At 71.1% G+C, this 23,114-nt stretch carries 21 protein-coding genes and 1 pseudogene; 11 read left to right on the plus strand and 11 right to left on the minus strand.

What is annotated here, in order from left to right; genetic code table 11:
* Positions 1-126 precede the first annotated feature (126 nt).
* The 3 genes from AB0J12_RS07395 to AB0J12_RS07405 all read left to right on the plus strand — a co-directional run bounded on the left by AB0J12_RS07395 (position 127) and on the right by AB0J12_RS07405 (position 5,516).
* Positions 127-1,941, plus strand: a complete 1,815-nt coding sequence (locus tag AB0J12_RS07395; RefSeq protein WP_363263250.1) for an LCP family protein — start codon at positions 127-129, stop codon at positions 1,939-1,941.
* Positions 1,942-2,144: 203 nt separating this feature from the next.
* Complete coding sequence (locus AB0J12_RS07400; RefSeq protein WP_363263709.1) at positions 2,145-3,716, plus strand: LCP family protein; 1,572 nt, start codon at positions 2,145-2,147, stop codon at positions 3,714-3,716.
* Positions 3,717-3,785: 69 nt separating this feature from the next.
* A complete protein-coding gene (locus AB0J12_RS07405; RefSeq protein WP_363263710.1) occupies positions 3,786-5,516 on the plus strand; it encodes an LCP family protein in 1,731 nt (576 codons plus the stop codon).
* Between the two features lie 21 nt (positions 5,517-5,537).
* Here AB0J12_RS07405 and AB0J12_RS07410 read toward each other — a convergent pair whose 3' ends face one another.
* Positions 5,538-6,575, minus strand: coding sequence for a glycosyltransferase family 2 protein (locus tag AB0J12_RS07410; protein ID WP_363263251.1), 1,038 nt, complete (start codon positions 6,573-6,575; stop codon positions 5,538-5,540).
* Positions 6,576-6,804: 229 nt separating this feature from the next.
* Here AB0J12_RS07410 and AB0J12_RS07415 point away from each other — a divergent pair, with 229 nt between their 5' ends.
* Together AB0J12_RS07415 and AB0J12_RS07420 are read left to right on the plus strand one after the other, a co-directional pair.
* Complete coding sequence (locus AB0J12_RS07415) at positions 6,805-8,169, plus strand: LCP family protein (protein WP_363263711.1); 1,365 nt, start codon at positions 6,805-6,807, stop codon at positions 8,167-8,169.
* 116 nt (positions 8,170-8,285) lie between these two features.
* On the plus strand, positions 8,286-8,645 hold the full coding sequence (locus AB0J12_RS07420) for a four-helix bundle copper-binding protein (protein WP_363263252.1): 360 nt from the start codon (positions 8,286-8,288) through the stop codon (positions 8,643-8,645).
* 128 nt (positions 8,646-8,773) lie between these two features.
* Here the strand turns inward: AB0J12_RS07420 and AB0J12_RS07425 are convergent, their stop codons facing one another.
* Positions 8,774-10,060 (minus strand): LCP family protein, encoded by a 1,287-nt coding sequence (locus AB0J12_RS07425; protein WP_363263253.1) that lies wholly within the window; start codon positions 10,058-10,060, stop codon positions 8,774-8,776.
* Between the two features lie 119 nt (positions 10,061-10,179).
* Here AB0J12_RS07425 and AB0J12_RS07430 point away from each other — a divergent pair, with 119 nt between their 5' ends.
* Positions 10,180-10,737 carry an acyl-CoA thioesterase gene (locus AB0J12_RS07430; protein WP_363263254.1) on the plus strand — a complete coding sequence of 186 codons (558 nt, stop codon included), beginning with the start codon at positions 10,180-10,182 and terminating at the stop codon, positions 10,735-10,737.
* Positions 10,738-10,805: 68 nt separating this feature from the next.
* Here the strand turns inward: AB0J12_RS07430 and AB0J12_RS07435 are convergent, their stop codons facing one another.
* On the minus strand, positions 10,806-11,963 hold the full coding sequence (locus AB0J12_RS07435; protein WP_363263255.1) for an acyl-CoA dehydrogenase family protein: 1,158 nt from the start codon (positions 11,961-11,963) through the stop codon (positions 10,806-10,808).
* 199 nt (positions 11,964-12,162) lie between these two features.
* On the opposite strand from AB0J12_RS07435, the gene AB0J12_RS07440 reads away from it, so the two are divergent.
* Complete coding sequence (locus tag AB0J12_RS07440) at positions 12,163-13,506, plus strand: UDP-glucose/GDP-mannose dehydrogenase family protein (RefSeq protein WP_363263256.1); 1,344 nt, start codon at positions 12,163-12,165, stop codon at positions 13,504-13,506.
* A gap of 117 nt (positions 13,507-13,623) precedes the next feature.
* Here AB0J12_RS07440 and AB0J12_RS07445 read toward each other — a convergent pair whose 3' ends face one another.
* Positions 13,624-14,130, minus strand: coding sequence for a CGNR zinc finger domain-containing protein (locus AB0J12_RS07445; protein WP_363263257.1), 507 nt, complete (start codon positions 14,128-14,130; stop codon positions 13,624-13,626).
* A 105-nt stretch (positions 14,131-14,235) separates the two neighbouring features.
* Between AB0J12_RS07445 and AB0J12_RS07450 the strand changes: the two genes are divergently transcribed.
* Positions 14,236-14,595: a VOC family protein gene (locus AB0J12_RS07450; RefSeq protein ID WP_363263258.1), complete on the plus strand. Its 360-nt coding sequence runs from the start codon at positions 14,236-14,238 to the stop codon at positions 14,593-14,595.
* 26 nt (positions 14,596-14,621) lie between these two features.
* Positions 14,622-15,011 (plus strand): VOC family protein, encoded by a 390-nt coding sequence (locus AB0J12_RS07455; RefSeq protein WP_363263259.1) that lies wholly within the window; start codon positions 14,622-14,624, stop codon positions 15,009-15,011.
* A 28-nt stretch (positions 15,012-15,039) separates the two neighbouring features.
* Here AB0J12_RS07455 and AB0J12_RS07460 read toward each other — a convergent pair whose 3' ends face one another.
* Positions 15,040-16,149 carry a dipeptidase gene (locus tag AB0J12_RS07460; RefSeq protein WP_363263260.1) on the minus strand — a complete coding sequence of 370 codons (1,110 nt, stop codon included), beginning with the start codon at positions 16,147-16,149 and terminating at the stop codon, positions 15,040-15,042.
* 104 nt (positions 16,150-16,253) lie between these two features.
* Positions 16,254-16,613, minus strand: a complete 360-nt coding sequence (locus AB0J12_RS07465) for a MerR family transcriptional regulator (RefSeq protein WP_363263712.1) — start codon at positions 16,611-16,613, stop codon at positions 16,254-16,256.
* 72 nt (positions 16,614-16,685) lie between these two features.
* Here AB0J12_RS07465 and AB0J12_RS07470 point away from each other — a divergent pair.
* A pseudogene (locus AB0J12_RS07470) lies at positions 16,686-17,042 on the plus strand (alkene reductase); the annotation flags it as partial.
* Here the strand turns inward: AB0J12_RS07470 and AB0J12_RS07475 are convergent.
* From AB0J12_RS07475 to AB0J12_RS07485, 3 genes are read right to left on the minus strand one after another with little or no spacing between them, the layout of a single operon-like run.
* The gene (locus tag AB0J12_RS07475; RefSeq protein ID WP_363263261.1) at positions 16,991-18,169 is read right to left on the minus strand and encodes a dipeptidase; all 1,179 of its coding nucleotides are present in this window, start codon (positions 18,167-18,169) and stop codon (positions 16,991-16,993) included. The pseudogene AB0J12_RS07470 and the gene AB0J12_RS07475 overlap by 52 nt on opposite strands.
* Positions 18,170-18,173: 4 nt before the next feature.
* Positions 18,174-18,671 carry a 5-(carboxyamino)imidazole ribonucleotide mutase gene (gene purE / locus AB0J12_RS07480; RefSeq protein WP_363263713.1) on the minus strand — a complete coding sequence of 166 codons (498 nt, stop codon included), beginning with the start codon at positions 18,669-18,671 and terminating at the stop codon, positions 18,174-18,176.
* A gap of 20 nt (positions 18,672-18,691) precedes the next feature.
* Positions 18,692-19,885 carry a 5-(carboxyamino)imidazole ribonucleotide synthase gene (locus tag AB0J12_RS07485; protein ID WP_363263262.1) on the minus strand — a complete coding sequence of 398 codons (1,194 nt, stop codon included), beginning with the start codon at positions 19,883-19,885 and terminating at the stop codon, positions 18,692-18,694.
* Between the two features lie 174 nt (positions 19,886-20,059).
* Between AB0J12_RS07485 and AB0J12_RS07490 the strand changes: the two genes are divergently transcribed.
* Positions 20,060-20,560 (plus strand): GtrA family protein, encoded by a 501-nt coding sequence (locus AB0J12_RS07490; protein WP_363263263.1) that lies wholly within the window; start codon positions 20,060-20,062, stop codon positions 20,558-20,560.
* Positions 20,561-20,582: 22 nt separating this feature from the next.
* Here AB0J12_RS07490 and AB0J12_RS07495 read toward each other — a convergent pair whose 3' ends face one another.
* Positions 20,583-21,860: an ATP-binding protein gene (locus tag AB0J12_RS07495; RefSeq protein WP_363263264.1), complete on the minus strand. Its 1,278-nt coding sequence runs from the start codon at positions 21,858-21,860 to the stop codon at positions 20,583-20,585.
* 63 nt (positions 21,861-21,923) lie between these two features.
* The gene (locus AB0J12_RS07500) at positions 21,924-22,601 is read right to left on the minus strand and encodes a response regulator transcription factor (RefSeq protein ID WP_020940464.1); all 678 of its coding nucleotides are present in this window, start codon (positions 22,599-22,601) and stop codon (positions 21,924-21,926) included.
* Positions 22,602-23,114 lie beyond the last annotated feature (513 nt).

The following is a 23,114-nucleotide window of genomic DNA, read 5'->3' on the forward strand; positions in this document are numbered from 1 at the left end:
GCGATCCGGTGCACCCAACCACGAGGTCCCTCCTGGGGTCGTGCAGGTCGTGCACTGTGAGACCGAGACCGGAGCGCCTCGAGGGGGAAAGGCGCGGCGTGGCCCCGACGGAGGATTCGAGCAACCGTGGACGCGCAAGGCCGTGGGCGGGCGGACAATATCGATCCCGCAGACCAGTGGGTGCTCAACCCGAGCACCGGCGAATACGAACTGCGACTGACCCCTTCCGCAGCGCAGTCGACGGTCGCGCCGCAGTCGGGAGTTCCCTCGCCTCGCAGGCCCCGCACCCCGCAGGGGGGCCGCACGGGCGGCGCCCCGGCATCCGACGCAGCGCGCGCCGCGGCACCGGACACCGCGGCGCGCTCCCGTACCCGCACCCTGTCGGCGCCCGGCCGGGACACCCCGGAACGTGACGTCCCGTCACCCCGCCGGCGTCGCGGCGCTCCGCCGGAGCCGGTGCCGGGCCGGCGCGGACGGCGCCCGGCGAAGAAGAAATCGAAGGCGAAGAAGGCCCTGATCTGGACCGGCGGGACGATGGCGTTCCTGCTGCTCGTCGTCGGCACCGCGGGCTATCTCTTCATCAAGCATCTCGAGGGCAACGTCAGCACCACCGACGTCGGTGACGCCGGTTCGAAGGGCTTCAGCAAGGACGAGGCCTTCAACATCCTGATCATCGGCACGGACAAGCGCACCGGCAAGGGCAACGAGGGCTACGGCGACAAGGGCAGCGTCGGCCACGCCGACACCAACATCCTGCTGCACGTGGCCAAGGACCGCACGAACGCGACCGCAATGAGCATCCCGCGCGACATGATCGTCGACGTCCCGGACTGCCCGACCAAGCAGTCCGACGGCTCCGAGAGGGTCATCTCCGGCACGGAGCGCGTCCGTTTCAACACCAGCCTCGGCCAGGACGGCCGTGACCCCGGCTGCACCATGCGCACGGTGCAGGCGGTCACCGGCATCCACGTCGACCACTTCATGATGGCGGACTTCAACGCGGTCAAGACGCTGTCGAGCGCGGTCGGCGGCGTCGACGTGTGTCTCAAGCACGCTGTCGACGACCCGAAGTCGCACCTCAAACTGCCCGCGGGCGAGAGCAAGATCGAGGGCGAGCAGGCCCTCGCCTTCGTCCGCACCCGGCACAGCTTCGGCAACGCGGGCGACCTGGACCGCATCAAGGTGCAGCAGCAGTTCCTCGGCTCGCTGGCCCGCAAGATGTCCTCCAGCGACACACTGACCAACCCGACCAAGCTGTACAAGCTGGCGAACGCGGCGACCAAGGCGCTCACCGTCGACACCGGCATCGGTGACGTCTCCACCCTCAAGGACGTCGCCCTGGAGCTGAACAAGGTCCCGACCAAGAACATCACCTTCCTCACCCTCCCGGTGATCGACAACCCCGCCGAGAAGGTGGTGCACGCGACGGTGGTCCCGGACCCGAACAAGGCGCCGGCGGTCTTCGACGCCATCAAGAACGACGTCTCCTTCACCGCGGTGAAGGAGAAGGAGAAGGCCGCCAAGGACGCCGAGGCGGCCCGGCTGCAGGGCTCGCAGGCTCCCGCCGACGAGGTGCGGGTGCGCATCCTCAACGGCGGTGCCCAGGCCGGCTCCGCCTCTCAGACGCTGAACTGGCTGCAGAACGACCAGGGCGTGCTGAAGTCGGAGAACGCCGGCAACGCGCCCGCCGCGGCGGCGAAGACGACCCTGGAGTACGCCCCCGACCAGGCGGCCCAGGCCCGCAAGCTGGCCGCGCTGATGGGCCTGCCGGGCTCGGCGCTCAAGCCGGGCCACAGCGTCACCAACGCCCAGGGACTGCCCACGATGACGCTGACCCTGGGCAAGGACTTCAAGGGCGCGGGGGTGTCCCTGACGGCACCGGCGAAGGCACCGGAGGTGGACAACCAGTCCACGGCCGACAAGGTTCAGTGCGCGAGTTGAGCACAGCGGGGCCACCGAACGGGCCTGTCGTACGTCTAACAGGGCGGGCGACAGGCCCGTTCGGCTGACCGGACGGGCTGACACATGCCCCGTTCGATCGACCGGACGGGGCGGACGGGCCCGTTCGATGACCGACGAGGGTGGGGAGGGCAGCTGTGGCGCGCAGCGGCGTCAGGGGGGAGGTGCCGGCGGTCGAGGACACGATGTCCCTGACCCCGCGGACCGGGACCGCGGAAAGCGGCTCCGGCGGCGGCCACGGCGCGAGACGCGGACGGCCCAGGCGGCGCGTGCTGCGCTGGTCGGCGACCGTGCTGGCGGTGGTGATACTCGGCACGGCCTGCGCCGGTTACCTCTACTACGAGCACCTCAACGAAAACCTCCGCAGCGGTGAGCGCAGCAGCGGCGACTCCAAGGCCCGCAAGGCCGATCCGAACGCCGCCGGGCAAACCCCCCTGAACATCCTGCTGATCGGCTCCGACAGCCGTAACTCCGACGCGAACGTCGCGCTCGGCGGCGGCCGGGACGACCGCGGCAACCCGCCACTGGGCGATGTGCAGATGCTGATCCATCTCTCCGCGGACCGGGAGAGCGCGTCCGTGGTGAGCATTCCGCGCGACACCCGCGTCGACATCCCCAAGTGCACGGACCCGGAGACCGGCCGGCAGTTCCCGGCGACGAACAAGATCATCAACGAGTCGCTGGCCCGCGGCGGCCCCGGCTGCACGCTCGCCACCTGGCAGAACCTCACCGGTGTCTACATCGACCACTGGATGATGATCGACTTTGCCGGTGTGGTGCGCATGGCGGACGCGATCGGCGGCGTCGAGGTGTGCGTCAGCCAGAACGTCTGGGACCGCCCGCTGCCGGCCCAGAAGGGCGGCTCGGGACTGAAGCTGACGGCCGGCAGGCACAAGGTGAAGGGCGTCCAGGCCCTGCAGTGGCTGCGCACCCGGCACGCCTGGGGCAGCGACCCGCTGCGCGCCCGCGCCCAGCACATGTACATGAACTCGATGATCCGTACGCTGCGGGAGCAGAACGTCTTCACCGACACCGGCCGGCTGATGGACCTGGCCGAGGCGGCGACCAAGTCGTTGCAGGTGTCGGAGGAGATCGGCACGGTCAAGAAGCTGTACGACCTCGGTATGCAGCTCAAGACGGTGCCGCCGGACCGCATCACCATGACGACGCTGCCCACGGTGCAGGACACGCAGAACTCCGAGCACCTGCTCCCGGCCGGGGACGGGGCGGAGAAGATCTGGCGGATGATCCGCGAGGACGTGCCCTTCGACAAGAAGGGCCCGCAGAGCGGCGCCGGGAAGCCGAAGGCCCCTGAGAAGACGTCCGCCGATCCCGCCGCGCCGGACGCGCAGATCGGGGTCGTCGTGCGCAACGGCACACGGTCCGGCGCGCAGGCCGCGGTCCGTGGCCGGGCGGGTACGATCGCGCAGGCGCTTGTGGACAAGGGCTTCGTGCGCGCGGCGAAGGACAGCGCGCCGCCGGTCGCCGAGTCCGCCACCGTGGTCCGCTATCCGACCGCCGATCTGGAGGGCGACGCCCAGCAGGTCGCCAGGGCGCTGGGGATCCCGCTGAGCGCGGTGAAGAAGTCCACGGACGTCTCCGGCGTCACCGTCGTCGTCGGCGCGGACTGGCGCACCGGCACGGCGTATCCGGTGCCGGCGCCGCCGGAGGCCGGGGACCTGCCCGCGGACGCGGACGCGCTGAGCGGCTCCGACAGCGCCAAGTGCATGGACGTGTACAAGCCGTACCGCTGGTAGCGCGCGGCCTCGACGGCGGGCCGGCACGCGCCGGTGACACACAGAGAACTCTTACCGGACTGCACGATGATGTGGCGGAAACCGGCCGAGGGGGGCCGGTCGGGTGCTCGGCCCAGGGGTGGGGAGGACGGGGAAGTGACACAGAACGACGTGCAGGGGGACGGCACGCTCACGGACATACGTGAGCGTCGGCGACCGGACCCCGACGAGGACGCTCGGGAGCCGGACGACGGCGCGCGGGAGATCGACGAGGACGCGCGGGAGCCCGGATCCGCCGTACCGGAGGAGAGACATACCGTCGCCCGCCCGGGCCGGCGGCGGCGAGCCCTGCGCTGGACCGCGACGGCCCTCGCGCTGCTGCTGCTCTCCACCGCGGGCGCCGGTTACCTCTACTACCGGCACCTGAACGACAACATCAAGAAGGACTACCTCAACCTCGGCGACGCCAAGGACCGGGCGAGTGTGCCGACGGCCAACGCGGCCGGGCAGAAGCCGCTGAACATCCTGCTGATCGGCTCGGACGCCCGGGACACCAAGGAGAACCAGGAGCTGGGCGGCGCGAAGGAGACCTTCGGCGGCCTCCCGCTCGCGGACGTCCAGATGCTCGTCCACGTCTCCGCCGACCGCTCCAACATGTCGGTCGTCAGCATGCCGCGCGACACGCTGCTGCAACTGCCCAAGTGCACCGACCCCGACGGCACGGTCTACCCGGCCACCACCGGCCGGGTGATGACGAACACCACCCTCGGCCGCGGCGGACCGGGCTGCGCGGTGGCGACCTGGGAGAAGCTCACCGACATCCACATCGACCACTTCATGATGATCGACTTCGCCGGTGTGGTGCGCATGGCGGACGCCGTCGGCGGTGTCCCGGTGTGCGTGGACGCCAACGTCTACTCCCACACCCCGGACGGTCACGGCTCCGGCCTGAGGCTCCCCGAGGGCACCACACCGGTCAAGGGCGAGCAGGCCCTGCAGTGGCTGCGCACCCGCTACGGCTTCGAGGACGGCAGCGACCTCGCCCGTGCCAAGGCGCAGCACATGTACATGAACGCGATGGTGCGTCAGCTGCGCCAGAACGCCACCCTCGGCAACCCGGGCGCCCTGCGCGCCCTCGCCGAGGCGGCCACGAAGGCCATCACGGTCGACGACGGGCTGGGCACCATCAAGAGGATGTACGACCTGGCGGTCGAGCTGCGGAAGGTGCCCACCGACCGGATCACCATGACGACGATGCCCAACCGCTATGTCGGCGCCCGGGTGGAGCCCACCTCGGACGCGGCGAAGCTGTTCCGCATGGTCCGCGACGACGTGGCCCTCGACGGCAAGGACACCCAGAAGCCCGCCGCCGCGACGCCGAGTGTTCAGGCGACGGCGGACCAGGCTGCGCCGGATGGAGAGATCGCCGTCCAGGTGCTGAACGGCACCCGCACCGACGACCTCGGCCCGGCGCGCGGCCGGGCGTCCACGGTGGCGGGGCTGCTGAAGGACAAGGGCTTCACCGGGGCCCTCGCGGACTCCTCAGCGGCCACGTCCGAGGAGAACACGGTCGTGCGCTACCCGAGTGCCGATCTGGAGGGCGACGCCCGCCGGGTCGCGCAGGTGCTGGGCCTGCCGGCGAGCGCGGTGCAGAAGTCGACCGACGTGTCCGGCATCACGCTCGTGGTGGGCGCGGACTGGCGCACGGGTACGGCGTATCAGGCGCCGAAGGACGACGGGAAGACGCCGGAGTCGGCGCAGGCGATGAACGCGTCCGACGACAGCCAGTGCATGCACGTGAACCCGGCCTTCACCTGGTGAGGCCGGGTCCGCGGGTGGTGCTCAGCGCTGCGGTTCGCCGCTGAGCACCGCCGGGCGGCGGGAGGCGATGACCCGCTTCGCCAGCGACTTCGGGCTGGTCAGGAAGCCCCAGCCCCACGACATGTGCATGGTGGCGAGCGCGAGGGGGATCTGCAGCCGCGCCTTGAGCGGCAGCCCCTTGCCGGCCGGCAGCGACCCGGCGGCGATCGCCGCGAGATAGCCGCCCGGGACGACGAAGCCCCACGGCGTCAGGACCGCCCCGACCACGATGCCGGCGGCGATGACGCACACCGCCGTCGGCGGGGCGAGGTAGCGCAGGTTGATCGAGCCGGCGTGGTAGCGGGCCACGACGTGCCGCCAACGGCCGTAGTCCTTGTACTGCTTGGCGAGCGCGCGCACCGAGGGACGCGGCCGGTACGACACCCGCAGCTCGGGCGAGAACCAGATCAGGCCGCCCGCCTCACGGATGCGGAAGTTCAGCTCCCAGTCCTGGGCGCGGATGAACTCCTCGTTGTAGCCGCCCTGTTGCTCCAGCGCCTCGCGGCGGAAGACCCCGAGGTAGACGGTCTCGGCGGGGCCGGCCTCGCCTCCGGTGTGGAAGGCGGCGTTGCCCACGCCGATCTTCGAGGTCATCGCGGCGGCGACGGCGTGCTCCCAGTCGTTCTCGCCCTCGGCGTGCATGATGCCGCCGACGTTCTGCGCGCCGGTCTCCTCAAGCAGCCGTACGGCGGTGGCGATGTAGTTCGGCGAGAGCATGCCGTGCCCGTCGACGCGGACCACGATCGGATGCCGGGACGCCTTGATCGCCGCGTTGAGGGCGGCGGGCGTACGGCCCGTCGGGTTGGGCACGGTGTGCACGCGGGGGTGTTCCGCGACGAGCTCGGCGGCGATCTCGTCCGTGCGGTCCGTGGACGGACCGAGGGCGATCACGACCTCCATCTCGCCGGCGTACTCCTGCGCGAGGATCGCTTGGACGGCCCCGCGCAGATGCCGCTCCTCGTTGAGGACGGGCATGATCACGGACACGGCGGGGAGCTGCACGTCGGACTTGGCGTTCATCGGTGCTCACGTTACCGCGAACGGGGGACACCTTTGCGCGCCGCGTGAGCGGGTGACCGGGCTGCAGATCGTATGGACCTACCGTGCTCACGGATCCCGCGTACGGCCTCGTCCGGAGGTGTCCTTCTTGTCCACGCCGCCCCGCTCCACCCCGTCCCGGCCGCAGCGCCGCCCGCAGCCGCCCCGCAGGCCCCGGCAGCCCGTCGGGCGCCGCAGGCCGGGCTGGGCCATGCGGGCGGTGACGACGCTGTCCGTCGTCGTCCTCGCCTCCGCGGGGATCGGGCACGCCGTGATCTCCAGCCTGGACGCGGACATCGCGCGGGTGGACCCCTTCAAGGACATGAAGAACCGGCCCCGCGCGGGCCACGGCATGAACGTGCTGCTGGTCGGCACCGACGGCCGCGACAAGATCACGCCGGAGGAGCGGAAGAAGTACCACCTCGGCGGCGCGCCCTGCCACTGCACCGACACGATCATGATCGTGCACATCTCGGAGGACCGGGACCGGGCCAGCGTGGTCAGCCTCCCCCGCGACTCCTACGCCGAGACGCCCGAGCACGCCGACGCCACCACCGGCGAGCGGCACAGCGGGCACCCGATCAAGCTGAACGCGGCGTACGCGGAGGGCGGGCCGCAGCTGACCGTGCGTACGGTCGAGCAGATGACCCATGTGAAGATCGACCACTACCTGGAGGTCGACTTCACCAGTTTCATGAAGACCGTCGACGAGCTGGGCGGGGTGCGGATCTGCACCGCCGAGCCGCTGAAGGACTCCTACACCGGCCTCGATCTGCCGGCCGGCACGCACATCCTCACCGGCGGCCAGGCCCTGCAGTACGTGCGCTCCCGGCACATCGACGGCGCCTCGGACCTCGGCCGGATGAAGCGCCAGCAGCGTTTCCTGGCCTCGCTGGTGGACCGGGCGACCTCCTCCGGGGTGCTGCTGAACCCGCTGAAGTTCCGCGACGTGACCCGGGCGGTGCTCGGCTCGGTGCGGGCGGACAAGGGCTTCGGCGCGGACGAGCTGCTGGACCTGGGCCGCGCGATGCGCACCTTCTCGCCGTCGTCCTCGGAGTTCACCACGGTCCCCGTCGGGCAGCTGGGCTACCAGGTCAAGGGCATCGGCTCGACGCTGAAGTGGGACGACGCGAAGGCCGCGAAGCTGTTCGAGGCGCTGCGCGAGGACAAGCCGCTCGCCGTGCAGCGGCCGCGCGGCGCGGCCCCGGTGCTGGTCGAGGTCGCCCCGCAGCAGATCCAGGTGCAGGTGGAGAACGGCACCACGACGTCCGGCCTCGGCCGCCGCGTCGACGCCGCCCTCGCGGCGGCCGGCTTCCGCACCACCGGCACGCCCGGCACCGCGCCCCAGCCCGTCACACGCCAGACGGTCATCCTGTACGACCCGCGCTGGGACCGCTCCGCCCGGTCGCTGGCCGCCGCGCTGCCCGGCAGCCGGCTGCGCGCGGCGCCCGGCCGGGGCCCGCTGATGAAGGTGATCGCCGGCACCGATTTCCACCAGGTCCGCACGGTACGCGCCGAACAGCCGGATCAGGCGCAGACGTCGGTGGTGCGGGGCAACGAGGTGGGCTGCGCGTAGGGCGGGGCCGGGGTGTCGTAGGGACCTCCGATGGACGCGGGGCCCTGGGAGGCGTACGACGGAAGGGCACGCACGGGGCCCCGCCCCCGGGGCCCCTCGCACCCCCAGGAGGAGCCATGACCGAGTCCGCCGCGACCCCCATGAGCAAGGAGATGCAGGACTGCGTCGAGGCGTGCATGTCCTGCCACACCGTGTGCGAGGAGACCATGAGCTCGTGCCTGCAGATGGGCGGGCCGGCCCAGATGCAGGTCATGCGGGCGCTCATGGACTGCTCGGAGATGACGCGGATGTGCGCCGACATGATGATGCGGCGCTCGCCGCTGTCGGCCGAGATGTGCGCGATGTGCGCCCGCGCGTGCGACATGTGCGCCGAGGCGTGTATGAGCATGCCGGACGACCCGCAGATGATGCGCTGCGCCGAGTCCTGTCGCCACTGCGCCGAGATGTGCCGCACGATGGCGGGCGCCACGATGTGACACCCCAGGGCACCCCACGGGGGTGCCCTGCGTGGCGGCGACTTCGACGTTCTCGGCGCTGTCGTCGCCACGCTCTCCCGTGCGGGGAGCGGGGCGGCGGCGTATCGCGTCGGACCGGGCGAGCGGGGTCAGTTGCCCGCGACCGTGACCTTCTCGTCGTTGTTCAGTTCGTTGACCAGGGTTTTCACCTTGGTCTTGTCCCAGACCAGGTTGCCGCCGCGGGAGCCCGAGATCGGCATGTTCATGGACGTGCCGTCGCCGCCGTTGACGCCCTTCATCGCGAAGAACATCGAGCCCAGGTCGTACAGGCCCATGTCCTTGTCGACTATCAGGGAGTCCAGGCCCGCGCCCATCGTCGGGTAGAGCTTGAACGGGTTGAGGACCGTGGACGGGGTGGCGACCTGGTGGGCCAGGGCGGCGAGGAACTTCTGCTGGTTCTTCGTGCGCTCCAGGTCGGAGGCGGCGAAGGCGTGCCGGGTGCGGACGAAGGCGAGGGCCTGCTCGCCGTTGAGGGTCTGCTTGCCGGCCTGGAAGTCGGCGCCCGAGTACTTGTCCTTGAACGGCTTGTCGATGGTGATCTCGACACCGCCCACCGCGTCGACGATGTTCGCGAAGCCGGCGAAGCCGATCTCCACGTAGTGGTCGATGTGCAGGCCGGTGTTGTACTCGACGGTCCGCACCAGCAGCTCGGGGCCGTCCTCGGCGTAGGCGGCGTTGAGCTTGGTGTGCCGGCCCGTGGCCGGGTAGGTCTTGCCGGACTGGGACCCCTTGTACGAGGGGATCTCCACGTCGGAGTCACGGGGCAGCGAGATCAGCGTGTCGCCGCTGCTGCCGACGTGCAGGATCATCATCGAGTCCGTGCGCTTGCCCTCGGCGGAGCCGGTGTGCAGCTTCTTCTTGTCCTCCTTGGACATGCCCTCACGGCTGTCCGAACCGACGATCAGGTAGTTCGTTCCCTCGCCGGAGGAGGGCCGGTCGATGACCTTGGACAGGTCGACCTCGCGGCGCAGCTTGGAGTCGGCCCAGAAGTACGTGACGACGGTGGTGACCACGAGCACGGTGGCGAGCGTGATCGCCGTCCACTTGATCGGGCGGCGCCAGTTCGGAGCCGGTCTCGGCCCACCACCGCCCGGGCCCGCGGGGCCGCGGCCGGCGGGGCTGCCGTAGACGTGGCCGGTGTTGTAGCCGGAGTCGTACCCGTCGTCGTAGCCGCCGGGGGCCTCGCCGCCGTCCACGTATGACGGCTGCTGCGGCACCGCGCCGTACTGCGGCGCGGACGGGCCCGGGCGGGCGCCCGGCGCGGGCCGGCGCACCTGCCGCATGACGCGGGCACCCTCCGGCGTCGCGCCGGAGCTGCCGCGTCCGTAGCGGGTGCCGCGGTTGTCGTCGGACCATCCCTCGGGCCAGTCATTCATGCGCCCCAGTGTGCCGGGCCGGACGGTATGCCTTACAAGGGCCGTCGGAAAATAAGGTCAGCGCTGTTGCGAAGCTGACACAAATCCCCCGGATGTCAGCTCGGCATAAGGTGGACGCCATGACAGACCAGGCCCCCGCCGCAGACACGGACACTCCGGAGATCCCGGGCAAGCCGACGTCGGCGTCCCGCACCACGCTGAGCCACATCATGACCCACGCCGACACCAACCTCCTGGGCACGGTGCACGGTGGCGTGATCATGAAGCTGGTCGACGACGCCGCGGGCGCGGTCGCCGGCCGCCACTCGGGCGGGCCCGCGGTCACCGCGTCCATGGACGAGATGGCGTTCCTGGAGCCGGTGCGGGTCGGTGACCTGGTCCATGTGAAGGCGCAGGTCAACTGGACCGGCCGGAGCTCGATGGAGGTCGGCGTGCGCGTCCTTGCCGAACGCTGGAACGAGTCCACGCCTCCCACCCAGGTCGGCTCGGCCTACCTGGTCTTCGCCGCGGTCGACGCCGACGGCAAGCCGCGCTCGGTCCCCCCGGTGATCCCGGAGACGGAACGGGACAAGCGCCGCTACCAGGAGGCCCAGATCCGCCGCACCCACCGCCTGGCCCGCCGCCGGGCGATCATGGAACTCCGCGAGAAGCGTGCGGCGGAGGGCTTCGAGGACTGACGTACAGCGCACCGGCCCCCGGCGCGCGGTGCGCCAGGGGCCGTCATGTCAGCGTTCTCTGTGGAGCGTTACGGCAGGTTGCGGGCCATCACGATGCGCTGGACCTGGTTGGTGCCCTCGTAGATCTGGGTGATCTTCGCGTCGCGCATCATGCGCTCCACCGGGTAGTCGCGGGTGTAGCCGTAGCCGCCGAGGAGCTGGACCGCGTCCGTGGTGACCTCCATCGCCACGTCCGAGGCGAAGCACTTGGCGGCGGCGCCCAGGTAGGTGAGGTCGGCGTCGCCGCGCTCGGAGGCGGCGGCGGCCTGGTAGGTCAGGGCGCGGGCGGCGGAGATCTTCATCGCCATGTCGGCCAGCATGAACTGGATGCCCTGGAAGTCGGCGATCGGCTTGCCGAACTGCTTGCGCTCCTGGACGTAGCCCTTGGCGTAGTCCAGCGCACCCTGGGCGATGCCGAGGGCCTGCGCGGCGATGGTGATGCGGGTGTGGTCCAGGGTCTTCATGGCCGTCATGAAGCCCGTGCCCTCCTCGCCTATCATGCGGTCGGCGGGGATGCGGACGTTGTCGAGGTAGACCTCACGGGTCGGCGAGCCCTTGATGCCGAGCTTCTTCTCCGGCGCGCCGAAGGAGACACCCTCGTCGGACTTCTCGACGACGAACGCGGAGATGCCCTTCGAGCGCTTGGCGGGATCCGTGACCGCCATCACCGTGTAGTACTCCGACACGCCCGCGTTGGTGATCCAGCGCTTCACGCCGTTGAGGATCCAGTGGTCTCCGTCACGGACCGCGCGCGTCTTCATGCCGGCCGCGTCCGAGCCCGCGTCCGGCTCGGAGAGGCAGTAGGAGAACATGCCGTCGCCCTTGGCGAGCGGGGTCATGTACTTCTTCTTCAGCTCCTCGGAGCCGGACAGGATCACCGGCAGCGAGCCCAGCTTGTTCACGGCCGGGATCAGCGAGGAGGAGGCGCAGACGCGGGCCACCTCCTCGATCACGATGACCGTCGCGAGCGCGTCGGCGCCCGCGCCGCCGTAGCTCTCGGGTACGTGCACCGCGTGCAGGTCGTTGGCCACGAGCGCGTCGTGCGCCTCCTGCGGGAAGCGCGCTTCCTCGTCCACCGCGGCGGCGTGGGGCGCGATCTTCGCCTCGGCCAGCGCGCGGACGGCGTCGCGGAGCATGTCGTGCTCCTCGGACGGGCGGTACAGGTCGAAGTCAGCCGATCCGGCCAAGGTCTCTCACGCTCCAAGATGCAGTGATACCGACGCGATACCAACGCTAATTACCGTTAAGTAACTCAAATTTTAGAGCTCTGGACGCCCCATGGGTACGTGACCTGGACGACAGAGGGAAAACCGCCCGGTGAGGGCCACGGGCGCGCCCCGGCTATGCTCGGCACGCGCACCGAACGACCTCGACCCGGGAGCACGCATGGCCCTCAAGATCACCGTGATCGGCACCGGTTATCTCGGTGCCACGCACGCGGCGGCCATGGCGGAACTGGGATTCGAGGTGCTCGGCCTCGACGTCGTCCCGGAGAAGATCGACAAGCTCCAGCGGGGCGAGGTCCCGATGTACGAGCCGGGACTCGAGGACCTGCTGCGCAAGCACGTCGCCGGGATCGAGGGATCCTCCGGCCGGCTGCGCTTCACCCAGGACTGGGCCGAGGTCGGCGCGTTCGGCGAGGTGCACTTCCTGTGCGTGAACACCCCGCAGCGGCACGGCGAGTACGCCTGTGACATGAGTTACGTCGACTCCGCGATCGCCTCCCTCGCCCCGCATCTGCGCGGTCCCGCCCTCGTCGTCGGCAAGTCGACCGTGCCCGTCGGCTCCGCCGACCGTCTCGCCTCCTACCTCGTCGAGCACGCGCCGGCCGGCGGGGACGCCGAGCTGGCCTGGAACCCGGAGTTCCTGCGCGAGGGCTTCGCCGTGCAGGACACGCTGCACCCCGACCGGATCGTGGTCGGTGTGCGCAGCGAGCGCGCGGAGAAGTTGCTGCGCGAGGTGTACGCCACGCCGATCTCCCAGGGTTCGCCGTTCGTGGTCACCGACTTCCCGACCGCCGAGCTGGTGAAGACCTCCGCGAACTCCTTCCTTGCCACCAAGATCTCCTTCATCAACGCCATGGCCGAGGTGTGCGAGGCCGCGGGCGGCGACGTGGCGAAGCTGGCCGAGGCGATCGGGTACGACGACCGGATCGGGCGGAAGTTCCTGCGCGCCGGGATCGGCTTCGGCGGTGGCTGCCTGCCCAAGGACATCCGGGCGTTCATGGCGCGCGCCGGTGAGCTGGGCGCGGACCAGGCGCTGACGTTCCTGCGCGAGATCGACTCGATCAACATGCGCCAGCGCGGGCAGATGGTGGAACTGGCCCGGCAGGCACTGGGCGGCGGCCCCTTCCTGGGCAAGCGGGTCGCGGTGCTCGGCGCCACCTTCAAGCCCGACTCGGACGACGTCCGTGACTCGCCCGCGCTCAATGTCGCCGGGCAGATCCACCTCCAGGGCGGCCAGGTGACCGTCTACGACCCGAAGGGCATGGACAATGCCCGCCGGATCTTCCCCACCCTGGGGTACGCCGACACCGCGCTGGACGCCGTGCGCGGCGCCGACGTGGTGCTGCACCTCACGGAGTGGAAGGAGTTCCGGGAGCTGGACCCGGCCGAGCTCGGCTCGGTCGCGGCGGACCGGCTGATCCTGGACGGCCGCAACGCCCTCGACCCGGAGCTGTGGCGACGGGCGGGCTGGACGTACCGGGCGATGGGCCGCCCCACGGCGTAGACGCCGGCAGACGTATCCGCGCAGACGTATCCGCAGGCGTGTCGAGGACGCCGGTTCGGCCGAGGCTCAGTCGGCCGAACCGGCGTCTGTCGCATTCTGCACCACCACGGCGCCCGCTCACGCCCCCTTCGCCCGGTAGCGCCGCATCTTCGCGCGTGCCCCGCACAGCTGCATCGAGCACCAGCGTCCGCGTCCGGCGGGGCTGCGGTCGTAGTACGCCCAGTGGCAGGTGGCGGACTCGCAGGCCTTGAGACGGTCCCAGGTGCCCGCGACGAGGGCCTCGGCGACGGCGGCGGCGATCCGGGAGAGCAGCGGGCCGGAGTCGGCCGGGGCGAGACGGGCCGAGCCGTCGCCCTCGTCCACGGCGACCAGCAGCGGGGCGGCGGCGAGCAGCTCGCCGAGCGGGGTGACCTCGCGGTGCGGGGGGTGCCCGGCGTGGGCGAGGAGGGTCGCGCGCAGGGACTCGCGCAGTTCGCGGGAGCGCGGCAGGTCGTCCTCGGTGAGTCCGAAGCGGGCCCGGCCCTCGGCGGTGTCGAGCGTGTCGCCGCCCGATTCGAGGTCCAGGGTGTTGACCAGGGACTCCACCAGGGCGAGTCCTCCGGGCGCGACCGATCTCCCACTCATGCTTGCGACGTTACCCCCAATGCGGGAGCATGCAGTAACCGTTACCGGTTACCCGCCCCTACGGGTAACCGCCCGGGTAACGTCACCGATGCCGAGGAGGACGTCATGGCCGTCGCCGAACTGGGAGTCGTCGTTCTGGACTGCCCCGATCCCCGCGCCCTGGCCGGCTTCTACGCCGCCGTGCTGGGCGGCGCCATCGAGGACCAGGGCGAGTGGGTGGACCTGAAGCTGCCGGGCGGGCAGCAGCTGGCGTTCCAGGAAGCGCCCGGTTTCGTCCCGCCGCGGTGGCCGTCCGCCGACCACTCGCAGCAGTTCCACCTGGACCTGAACGTGCCGGACCTGGACGCGGCCGAGAAGGCCGTACTGGAGCTGGGCGCGCGGCCGCTGGACACCGAGGACCGGGCGCGCACCTTCCGGGTTTACGCCGATCCGGCCGGGCACCCGTTCTGCCTGTGCGCCTGCTGAAGGCACCACCGACCAGGGAGGTCTCCATGCCCCGTGTGGCACGTGTGCGATCCGTCGTCGTCGACTGTCCCGACCCACGGGCACTGGCCCGCTTCTACGCCGAGATCGTGGGCGGCGAGCCCGAGAGCGAGGACGCCGACTGGGTCGTGCTCCAGGTGCCCGGCGGGCCCCGGCTGGCGTTCCAGCGCTCGGAGGGCCACACCCCGCCGGAGTGGCCGCGCTCCGACCGCAACGCCCAGCAGTTCCACCTGGACCTGGACGCCGGGTCCACCTGGGACGAGGTCGACCAGGTGGAGAAGCGGGTCCTGAACCTGGGGGCGCGGCTGCTGAAGCGGGAGGAGGGCGACGAGGACTTCCGGGTCTACGCCGACCCGGCGGGCCACCCCTTCTGCCTGTGCGTGATCCCCGAGGGCTGACGCCCGTACATGACCCTGCGAGAGCTGCCTACCCGTCCAGCTCCTCGATCGTCGCCGCCGACGGCCCCCGGCGCTCCTGTGCGGTCCGCGCGGCGAAGTCGGCGCTGCGCAGCACGCGCTGGACGTTGCCCCAGGTCAGCAGGGCGAGATCGGCCTCCGGCCAGCCGCGGCGAAGGAGTTCGGCGATGAGCCGGGGGTAGCAGGAGGGGTCGGCGAGATCCTGCGGGTGGTCGGCGCCGGAGTCGTACGTGCCGGCCAGGGCGACGCAGTCCGGGCCGGCGAGGTTGCGGACGTGGTCGAGGTGGTCGGCGACGTCCTTCAGCCTCGGCCCGGTCCGGTCGGCGGCCAGCGGCACCATGCACAGCCCCTTGGCCGCGCCGAGCCCGCCGAGCAGCTCGTCGGGCAGGTTGTCGGGATGCGGGCACAGGGCGCGGGCGCCGGAGCGGGTGCACAGCACCGGCGTACGGGACAGCCTGAGGGCGCGGGCGATGGTCGCGTCGGAGGCGCCGGAGAGGTCGGCGAGCACGCCGAGCCGGTTCATCTCGCGGACGACCTCCTCGCCGAACCGGCTCAGGCCCGCCTCGCTGGCCCAGCTGGTGCCGGCCAGGGTGACGACGCGGACGCCGAGGGAGTGCAGCACGCGCAGGATGGCGACGGAGTCACCGAGGGCGGCGGCCGGGGCCGGGCCGGGGATCACGGCGACCCGGCCGCAGTTGCGGGCGTCGATGACCTGCCCGGCGGTGCGGGCCAGCCGCAGGCCCTCGGGGTGGCCGCGGACGACGGAGCGGATCAGGTCGAGCTGCTCCAGCGTGCTGACCAGCGCCCGGCCGGCGGCCGGCTCCCCCGGCAGGTGCAGGGACCACAGCAGGGCACCGACGTGCCCCTCGCGCAGCCGGGGCACGTCCGTGTCGACGGAGCTGTCGCCGAGTTCGAGGTCGTACCAGGACAGCTTGCGCAGGGCCCACGACAGCGCGCTGTAGCCGTCGGCGACGGGGTGCTCGGCGAGCAGCGCGCGCACCCGGTCGACGGCGTCCAGCGCGGCGGCGTACGCCTGGGGAAAGGGGTCGTCGACGGGGTCTTCGACAGGCAGGCCGCCGATCTCACTCGTGTCGTGCAGTTCGTCCTGGAGGTCGGCCATGACGGTCTCCGTACGTCGTGATCGGCGGCAGAACGGCAGTACCGTCACGGTGGCACGGAGCGGGAGGTCCTTCCTGGTGGACGGGGCGTTCGGGGGTACCCCGGTCAGCCGCGCGCGGCCGTGTCGATGACCTCGTCCAGGGTGTCGCGGGAACGGACCAGGTCGCGGATCATGCGGTCGATGCGCTCGCGTTCGGCGGTGAGGTCCCGCACCAGCTTCGGTGTGGCGACGGCGGAGGGGCCGCCGTCGCTGTCGCGCATACAGGGCAGCAGCTGGGCGATCTTCGCGCTGCACAGCCCGGCCGCGAACAGCTCCTGGATCCGGATGACCCGGTCCACGGCCGCCTCCGGATAGTTCCGGTGCCCGCCCGCGGTACGGTCCGGGGCGAGCAGCCCCTGCTTCTCGTAGTAGCGCAGCGAGCGCTCGCTGACACCGGTGCGCCGGGCCAGTTCACCGATCCGCATGTCCACCCTCGCGGGACTTGAATCTGACATCAGTGTCAGGTTCTAGCGTACGGACATGACGAACACAACGGCCTGCACATCGTGTACGCCGACCCCGACTCCCCCGTGTTCCGGCGGATCCGCGCCGACTGGCCGGGCACGCTGATCGCCGACCCGCGGCTGACGGCGCTGACGACCGAGGAGGTCACGCGGGCGAGCGAGCGGCTGCTGGACGCCGGTGCGGACCTCGTCGCGCTCGGCCGCCCGTTCCTCGCCAACCCGGACCTGGTCGAGCGGCTGCGCCGGGGCGCCCCGCTCAACGAGGTCCGGGACCGGTACCTGATGTACGTGGGCGGGGCGGACGGCTACACCGACTACCCCACCCTGTCCGGCCAGGCTCAGCCGTCCAGTGACTCGATCGTCGCGTGGGACGGCGCGCGGGTCGCCTGAAGGCCGCGGGCCACGTCTTCCGCCGCGCCCAGCACCCGGACCGCGTTCTGCCAGGTCAGCTTGGCCAGGTCGGACCTGGACCAGCCGCGGTCGAGCAGTTCGGCGATCAGGTTCGGGTAGCCGGAGACGTCGTCGAGGCCCTCGGGGGTGAACGCCGTGCCGTCGTAGTCGCCGCCGATGCCGAGATGGTCGATGCCGGCCACCTCGCGCATGTGGTCCAGGTGGTCGGCGACGGTCGCGACCGTGGCGACCGGGCGCGGGTTGCGCTCCTCGAAGGCGCGGTGGATCTTCATCGCCTCGGGGCTGGTGTCCAGGTGGTGCAGCCCGTGCGCGCGCATGTTCTCGTCGGCGGCGGCCGTCCAGTCCACCGCCGCCTGGAGCACGAACTTCGGCACGAACGTCACCATCGCCACGCCGCCGTTGGCCGGGAGGCGCTCCAGGACATCGTCGGGGATGTTGCGCGGGTGGTCGCACACCGCCCGCGAGGACGAGTGCGAGAAGATCACCGGCGCCTCGGTGGCGTCCAGCGCGTCCCGCATGGTCGTCGCCGCCACATGGGAGAGGTCGACGAGCATGCCCAGCCGGTTCATCTCCCGCACCACCTCGCGGCCGAAGGCCGTCAGGCCGCCCGCCCTCGGCTCGTCGGTCGCGGAGTCCGCCCAGTCCACGTTGTCGTTGTGGGTGAGCGTCATGTACCGCACCCCGAGCGCGTACAGGCCGCGCAGGGTGCCGAGCGAGTTGGCGATGGAGTGCCCGCCCTCCGCGCCCATCAGCGAGGCGATACGGCCCTCACCGCGCGCCGCTTCAAGATCGGCCGCCGTCGTCGCCAGGCGCAGCTCCGCGGGGTGGCGGTCGACCAGCCGCCGTACGCAGTCGATCTGCTCCAGCGTGGCCGGCACCGCGTCCGGCAGGTCGGAGCGGACGTACACCGACCAGTACTGCGCGCCGACACCGCCCGCGCGCAGGCGGGCGAGGTCGGTGTGCAGGTGGGCGGACTGGTCGGCGGCGATGTCGCGGGCGTCGAGGTCGTAGCGGACCTGTTCGCGCAGCGCCCACGGCAGGTCGTTGTGGCCGTCGACGACCGGGAACTCGGCGAGGAGTTCGCGGGCTGTCTCCAGGGACGTCATCGCGTCACTTCCCGAAGCCGAAGCCGTTGCTTCCCTCGACCTTGGTGCGCAGGCGCTTGCCCTTCTCGGTGGCCTGGTCGTTGAGGTCCTGCTGGAAGTCGCGCATCCGGCCCAGCAGATCCTCGTCGTGCGCGGCGAGGATGCGGGTGGCCAGCAGACCGGCGTTGCGGGCACCGCCGACGGAGACCGTGGCGACCGGCACCCCGGCCGGCATCTGCACGATCGACAGCAGGGAGTCCATGCCGTCGAGGTACTTCAGCGGAACGGGGACACCGATGACCGGCAGCAGGGTGACCGAGGCGAGCATGCCCGGCAGGTGGGCGGCGCCGCCCGCACCGGCGATGATCACCTTCAGGCCGCGGTCGGCGGCCTGCTCGCCGTACGCGATCATCTCGCGGGGCATGCGGTGCGCGGAGACGACGTCGACCTCGTAGGCGATCTCGAACTCGTCGAGGGCCTTCGCGGCGGCCTCCATGACGGGCCAGTCGCTGTCCGACCCCATGACGATGCCAACAACAGGGCTCATTCGGTGATGGTGCCTCTCAGGTAGCCGGCAGCGTGACGGGCGCGCTCCAGCACGTCGTCCAGGTCGTCGCCGTAGGTGTTCACGTGGCCGACCTTGCGGCCGGGCTTCACGTCCTTGCCGTACATGTGGATCTTCAGCTGCGGGTCACGGGCCATGCAGTGCAGGTACGCCGAGTACATGTCCGGGTAGTCGCCGCCGAGGACGTTGACCATCACCGTCCACTTGGCACGTGGGCGCGGGTCGCCGAGAGGGAGGTCCAGCACGGCGCGGACGTGGTTGGCGAACTGCGAGGTGATCGCGCCGTCCATGGACCAGTGGCCGGAGTTGTGCGGGCGCATCGCCAGCTCGTTGACGAGGATGCGGCCGTCACGGGTCTGGAACAGCTCGACGGCGAGGTGACCGACGACACCGAGTTCCTTGGCGATGGTCAGCGCCATCTCCTCGGCCTTCAGCGCCAGCTCCTCGTCGAGGTCGGGCGCCGGGGCTATGACGGTGTCGCACACGCCGTTCACCTGCCGCGACTCGACCACCGGGTAGGCGACGGCCTGGCCGTGCGGGGAGCGCACGACGTTGGCGGCCAGCTCACGAACGTAGTCGACCTTCTCCTCGGCGAGGACCGGGACGCCCGCCTTGAAGGGATCCTCCGCCTCCTCGACGCTGCCGACGACCCACACGCCCTTGCCGTCGTAGCCACCGCGGACCGTCTTCAGGACGACGGGGAAACCGCCCGCCCGTCGCCCACCACCACCCTTGCCGGAGGGCACTTCGTGCCCGCCCCTTTCGAGCTCGGCCGCGAAGGCCGCCACGTCCTGCGGATCGCTGACGATCCTGTGCCGTGGGCAGGGGATGCCGATCGCGTCGAGCCTGGCTCGCATCACCCCCTTGTCCTGGGCGTGCACCAGCGCGTCGGGACCCGGGCGCACGGGAATGCCGTCCGCCTCCAGGGCCCTGAGGTGCTCGGTGGGTACATGTTCGTGATCGAAGGTGATCACATCGCACCCGCGCGCGAACTCGCGCAGCGTGTCGAGGTCGCGATAGTCGCCGATGACGACATCGCTCACGACCTGCGCCGCGGAATCCTGAGGGGTGTCACTGAGGAGCTTGAACCTGATGCCCAGCGGGATGCCCGACTCGTGTGTCATACGAGCCAGCTGGCCCCCGCCGACCATGCCGACTACCGGGAACGTCACACCCCTAGGGTATCGGCCACCGGACGGCGGCCGGATCGGGCGCCTCCCACCCGGCCCTCACCGGTGCGTCAGGCCTCACACCGGCCTCCTCGGGTACTCGGCAGGCATCCGCCGTTAGGGGTGGTTAGCATGGCTGGGTTGACGAAACCGTAACGACTGGGGGCCTGCTCGACCATGGGAAGCGGTACCTCGGGAGTTCAACGGCTCGTCCGCGAGATCGCCAAGTTCGGCGCCGTGGGCGGCGCGGGCGTGCTCGTCAATCTGGGTGTGTTCAACCTCGTACGGCATGTGACCGATCTGCAGGTGGTCCGGGCCAGCGTCATCGCTACGGCGGTGTCGATCGTCTTCAACTACGTCGGCTTCCGGTACTTCACCTACCGCGACGCCGACAAGAACGGGCGCACCAAGGAACTGACCTTGTTCCTGCTGTTCAGCCTGGTCGGCCTGGTGATCGAGAACGGTGTGCTGTACGCGGCGACCTACGGTTTCGGCTGGGACACCCCGCTGCAGAGCAACATCTTCAAGTTCCTCGGCATCGGCGTCGCGACCCTGTTCCGCTTCTGGTCCTACCGCACCTGGGTCTTCCGCGCTCTTCCGGCCGGCGAGGCGGTCGCGGACGCGCAGGCCCTCCTGGAACAGGCCGGGCCGCCGCCGCGTCCCCGCCAGCGGGTCTGACCCGCGTCCGGTACGTCACCGGTCAGCGGACCGTCGGCTCCTCGTCGGGGATCGGCTTCTTGACGGGCTGGCTGCGGGAGAGGAACAGGCCGAAGACCGGTGGGGCCGCCTGCAGCATCTCCAGACGGCCGCCGTCGGCCTCCGCGAGGTCGCGGGCGACGGCCAGGCCGATGCCGGTGGAGTTGCGACCGCTGATCGTGCGCTCGAAGATGCGCGCGCCCAGCTCCGGCGGAACACCGGGACCCTCGTCCGTCACCTCGATCACCGCCTGGTTGCCGGTGACCCGCGTGCGCAGCGCGACCGTGCCGCCGCCGTGCATCAGGGAGTTCTCGATCAGCGCCGCCAGCACCTGCGCCACCGCGCCCGGCGTGCCCACCGCCCGCAGATGCCGCTTGCCCGAGCTGACGATCGCCCGGCCGGCGCTGCGGTAGGCGGGGCGCCACTCGGCGACCTGCTGCTGGATGACCTCGTCCAGGTCGAAGGCGACGGCGGAGCCGGTGCGCGGGTCCCGGGAGTTCGTCAGCAGCCGCTCGACCACGTCCGTCAGGCGCTCGACCTGGGTCAGCGCGACGTTCGCCTCCTCCTTCACCGTGTCCAGGTCGTCGGTGAGGGTGATCTCCTCCAGCCGCATCGACAGCGCGGTCAGCGGCGTACGCAGCTGGTGGGAGGCGTCCGCGGCCAGTCGCCGCTCGGCGGTGAGCATCCGGGCGATGCGTTCGGCGGAGGAGTCCAGCACATCGGCGACCCGGTCCAGCTCGGGCACGGAGTACCGCTTGTGCCGCGGGCGCGGGTCGCCGGAGCCGAGCCGCTCGGCGGTCTCGGCGAGGTCGGTCAGCGGAGAGGCGAGCCGGTTGGCCTGGCGGATCGCCAGCAGCACCGCGGCCACCACCGCCAGCAGCGCGACCAGCCCGATGATCAGCAGGGTCCGGCCGACCTCCCGGGTCACCGTGGAGCGCGGCTCCTCCACGACGACGGTCTCGCCCTCCTCGCCCCGGTGCTCCTTGGAGCGGATGACGTCGCCCTCGGGCTTGGTGCCGACCTCGATCGGCGCCCGCCCGGGGATGCGGACCACGGCATAACGGTCCTGCATGCCCGGGACCTGAAGGATCTCCGGGGTGACGCCCGCCGAGCTCAGCAGCCGGCTGTCCACCACACTGGCCAGCCGCAGCGCCTCGGAGTCCACCCGCTCCTGCGCGGTGTTGCTGATCGTCCGCGTCTCGACGATCACGAGGGACACGCCGAAGACGGCGATCACGACGAGCACCACGGCGAGGGTGGACTGGATCAGTCGACGGCGCATGTCCTCTTGTCCTGAACGTGCCTGGTGCGGTCCGGCTCCGGCTCGGCTGCCGCCGAGCCCGGCTCAGCTCTTCTCGAAGCGGAAGCCGACGCCCCGAACCGTCGCGATGTACCGCGGGTTCGCCGCGTCGTCGCCGAGCTTCTTGCGCAGCCAGGAGATGTGCATGTCGAGGGTCTTGGTGGAGGACCACCACGTGGTGTCCCAGACCTCGCGCATCAGCTGGTCACGCGTGACGACCCGGCCCGCGTCGCGCACCAGGACCCGCAGCAGGTCGAACTCCTTCGCCGTGAGCTGCAGCTCCTCGTCGCCCATCCACGCGCGGTGCGACTCCACGTCGATGCGCACGCCGTGCGTGGCGGGCGGCTGCTGCGGCTCCGCGGCGCCGCGCCGCAGCAGGGCACGGACCCGGGCGAGCAGCTCGGCGAGGCGGAACGGCTTGGTGACGTAGTCGTCGGCGCCCGCGTCCAGACCGACGACCGTGTCGACCTCGTCGGCGCGCGCCGTCAGGATCAGGATCGGCACGGTGTGGCCGTCGGCGCGCAGTCTGCGCGCGACCTCCAGGCCGTCCATGCCGGGCAGCCCGAGGTCCAGCACGACCAGATCGACGCCGCCCTGCATTCCGGCGTCGAGCGCGGTGGGTCCGTCCTCGCGCACCTCGACCTCGTACCCTTCCCGGCGCAGTGCGCGGGCCAGCGGCTCCGAGATGGACGCGTCGTCCTCGGCGAGCAGTACACGGGTCATGAGGTGATGGTAGTCCGCCCGGTGCAACGCCCGAGGTGAGATCGCCACAGGGGGCTCTTACCTTCGGACAACCCGGACAGCGGCCGTCTCCGGCTCTCTGCGGACAGCCGGACCCCGTGCCGGCGCCCGGGCCGGCGGATGCCATCCTGGTATCGACTGCCGAGACGGGGCTTGCGGTTCCTCGGCCATCTGTGATCCGCGTCTCAAGTCCTTCCATACCGGGCGGTGTCCTGCCGTATGGTGAATCAACGCCTGTAGCACCGCGGGGACCTTCGGCGAGCAATGACGCTGAAGGTCTTCTTTGTGTGCGGGCCGGCTGCGGCCGGCCTTGAAAGGAATGACCTGTGGCCGGGCCTCGAGCGCTACGACGCGCGCAGAGGCGTGGATCCCGGTGGTCGCCGTCCCCCGCTCCGCGATCCGGAGCGGACTCCCCCTGGGCGTGGTGGGTGGGCGTGCCGACGTGCCGGTGCCGGCCTGCCCCCCACCGGGCGCGCAACTCCCCCTTGCTCGGCG

The sequence above is a fragment of the Streptomyces sp. NPDC049915 genome (assembly GCF_040656475.1).
Lineage (GTDB): Bacteria > Actinomycetota > Actinomycetes > Streptomycetales > Streptomycetaceae > Streptomyces.

Excerpts from the sequence above, each read along its gene's own strand:
- AB0J12_RS07400 (WP_363263709.1), top strand. The coding sequence starts at position 2,145 with ATGTCCCTGACCCCGCGGACCGGGACCGCGGAAAGCGGCTCCGGCGGC.
- AB0J12_RS07405 (WP_363263710.1), top strand. The coding sequence starts at position 3,786 with ATGTGGCGGAAACCGGCCGAGGGGGGCCGGTCGGGTGCTCGGCCCAGG.
- AB0J12_RS07410 (WP_363263251.1), bottom strand. The coding sequence starts at position 6,575 with ATGAACGCCAAGTCCGACGTGCAGCTCCCCGCCGTGTCCGTGATCATG.
- AB0J12_RS07415 (WP_363263711.1), top strand. The coding sequence starts at position 6,805 with ATGCGGGCGGTGACGACGCTGTCCGTCGTCGTCCTCGCCTCCGCGGGG.
- AB0J12_RS07420 (WP_363263252.1), top strand. The coding sequence starts at position 8,286 with ATGACCGAGTCCGCCGCGACCCCCATGAGCAAGGAGATGCAGGACTGC.
- AB0J12_RS07425 (WP_363263253.1), bottom strand. The coding sequence starts at position 10,060 with ATGAATGACTGGCCCGAGGGATGGTCCGACGACAACCGCGGCACCCGC.
- AB0J12_RS07430 (WP_363263254.1), top strand. The coding sequence starts at position 10,180 with ATGACAGACCAGGCCCCCGCCGCAGACACGGACACTCCGGAGATCCCG.
- AB0J12_RS07440 (WP_363263256.1), top strand. The coding sequence starts at position 12,163 with ATGGCCCTCAAGATCACCGTGATCGGCACCGGTTATCTCGGTGCCACG.
- AB0J12_RS07445 (WP_363263257.1), bottom strand. The coding sequence starts at position 14,130 with ATGAGTGGGAGATCGGTCGCGCCCGGAGGACTCGCCCTGGTGGAGTCC.
- AB0J12_RS07450 (WP_363263258.1), top strand. The coding sequence starts at position 14,236 with ATGGCCGTCGCCGAACTGGGAGTCGTCGTTCTGGACTGCCCCGATCCC.
- AB0J12_RS07455 (WP_363263259.1), top strand. The coding sequence starts at position 14,622 with ATGCCCCGTGTGGCACGTGTGCGATCCGTCGTCGTCGACTGTCCCGAC.
- AB0J12_RS07460 (WP_363263260.1), bottom strand. The coding sequence starts at position 16,149 with ATGGCCGACCTCCAGGACGAACTGCACGACACGAGTGAGATCGGCGGC.
- AB0J12_RS07465 (WP_363263712.1), bottom strand. The coding sequence starts at position 16,613 with ATGCGGATCGGTGAACTGGCCCGGCGCACCGGTGTCAGCGAGCGCTCG.
- AB0J12_RS07475 (WP_363263261.1), bottom strand. The coding sequence starts at position 18,169 with ATGACGTCCCTGGAGACAGCCCGCGAACTCCTCGCCGAGTTCCCGGTC.
- purE (WP_363263713.1), bottom strand. The coding sequence starts at position 18,671 with ATGGGGTCGGACAGCGACTGGCCCGTCATGGAGGCCGCCGCGAAGGCC.
- AB0J12_RS07490 (WP_363263263.1), top strand. The coding sequence starts at position 20,060 with ATGGGAAGCGGTACCTCGGGAGTTCAACGGCTCGTCCGCGAGATCGCC.
- AB0J12_RS07495 (WP_363263264.1), bottom strand. The coding sequence starts at position 21,860 with ATGCGCCGTCGACTGATCCAGTCCACCCTCGCCGTGGTGCTCGTCGTG.
- AB0J12_RS07500 (WP_020940464.1), bottom strand. The coding sequence starts at position 22,601 with ATGACCCGTGTACTGCTCGCCGAGGACGACGCGTCCATCTCGGAGCCG.